General features: G+C 71.5%; 3 protein-coding genes. All 3 read right to left on the reverse strand.

Annotated features, from left to right (window positions below; all coding sequences use genetic code 11):
* Window positions 1–393: mycothiol system anti-sigma-R factor (rsrA, locus tag KS423_RS44880; protein WP_224285423.1), on the reverse strand; the 393-nt coding region annotated here is incomplete at its 3' end.
* A complete protein-coding gene (locus KS423_RS44885) occupies window positions 390–1,040 on the reverse strand; it encodes a sigma-70 family RNA polymerase sigma factor (RefSeq protein ID WP_049655069.1) in 651 nt (216 codons plus the stop codon). The genes KS423_RS44885 and rsrA, both read right to left, overlap by 4 nt.
* Before the next feature lie 374 nt (window positions 1,041–1,414).
* A partial coding sequence (locus KS423_RS44890; RefSeq protein ID WP_374120185.1) for an alpha/beta family hydrolase occupies window positions 1,415–1,788 on the reverse strand: 374 nt, incomplete at its 5' end.

Consider the following 1,788-nt stretch of genomic DNA (forward strand, 5'->3'; position numbering starts at 1 on the left):
GGCCTCGACCGGCGCGCCGGAGCGCTCGGCCGACTCCGCCTCGGCCGCTGCGCCCGGCCTGGGCGCCGGCCGGGCCGACTCGGCATGCACCTCGACGGTGGTCTCCACCGCGACCACCACCTGCTCGCCCGAGCGCTGCCCGGCCCGGATCGAGTCGATCCTGGCCAGCACCTTGCCGCGCAGGTCGGTCGGGGTGTCGTCGCACCCGCAGGAACGCTTGATCAGCGCCTTGATCGCCTGCTCCAGCCCGTACTGCTTCAGGCAGGGCGAGCACTCCTCGAAGTGCACGCGCAACTTCGCGCAGTCGCCCTCGGGCATCTCGTTGTCGAGGAATTCATAGAGGTGGTCGAGGACCTCGCCACACTCGGTTTCGTGCGGATCGCCGCAGCTCATGAGCCCGAGCCCTTCGCTTCCTGCCCTGCCCCGCTGCCGGCCGGGACCAGCCCGCGCTCACGGGCGTAATCCTCCAGCATGCCGCGCAGCTGACGGCGGCCGCGGTGCAGCCGGGACATCACCGTACCGATGGGAGTACCCATGATGTCCGCGATCTCCTTGTACGCAAAGCCTTCTACGTCCGCGAGATAGACGGCGATCCGGAATTCCTCCGGGATGGCCTGGAGCGCGTCCTTCACATCGCTGTCGGGGAGGTGGTCGAGCGCCTGGGTCTCGGCCGAGCGCAGACCGGTCGACATGTGCGACTCGGCCCGGGCCAGCTGCCAGTCCTCGATCTCCTCCGCCGCGGTGCGCTGGGGCTCCCGCTGCTTCTTGCGGTACGAGTTGATGAACGTGTTGGTGAGGATGCGGTACAGCCAGGCCTTGAGGTTGGTGCCCTCGCGGAACTGGTGGAAGGACGCGTACGCCTTGGCGAACGCCTCCTGGAGCAGGTCCTCCGCGTCGGCCGGGTTGCGCGTCATGCGCAGCGCCGCCGAGTACATCGGATCCAGGTAGCCCAAGGCGTCGCGCTCGAAGCGCTCCCGCCGGGCCTCCTCGCTCTCCTCCGCCGACACCCGGTAGGTGTCCTCACCGATCGCCTCGGCCAGCTCCTCACCGGTGAGCGCCTCGCCCGCAGGCAGGGCGTCGCCCGGGCCACGGCCCGGATCGGCCTCGTGCTCGGTCCCGACGACCGGACCCACCTCCTCGGCATGACGGACACGGCCCACGGCGGGCCGTCCAGAAATGGAGGATATCGGGCTGACGGGCTTCTCGCCCGCGTCGAGCCACTCCGACCAGGAGGGGGCGAACGCCGCGGTGGCCTCGCGCTCCTCAGGCCGTTCGGGGCACGCGATCGAACCCATCTGCCCTGCCTCTCACCGGTGACTCCTGCTGACGGTGACGACAACCACGGGAACCCCTCCCGCATTCCCACCCGCACCAGCCATTCACTCGCACGCGTAACCGAGTGGAAACGCCCTGCTCACCGGCGCCGGACGAGGGCCAGCACCCAGTCCCCCACCGCACCGCAGATCAGGTCCAGCACCTCGTCCTGCCCCACCGGCGCCCGCTTGGGCACCTCGAAGCCGTGGCTGCCGTACGGCACCCCCACCAGCTCGTGCCCCGCCGGCAGCTCCGGGAACTCCCCCGGCCCACCGAACGGGTCCGCCGCGCTCTGCACCACCAGCGTCGGCAGCCCGGAGTCCAGTAGTTCCTCGGCCCGGCTCTTCTCCGGCTTGCCCGGCGGGTGCAGCGGGAACGCCAGCGCCACCACCCCGACCGCCCCGGTCGCCGCGCCCGTCCGGCAGGCCACCCGCGCCCCGGCGCTGCGCCCGCCCACCACCAGCGGCAGCCCCT

This window comes from Streptomyces sp. LS1784, assembly GCF_020103755.1.
In the GTDB taxonomy this organism is placed as follows: Bacteria; Actinomycetota; Actinomycetes; order Streptomycetales; family Streptomycetaceae; genus Kitasatospora.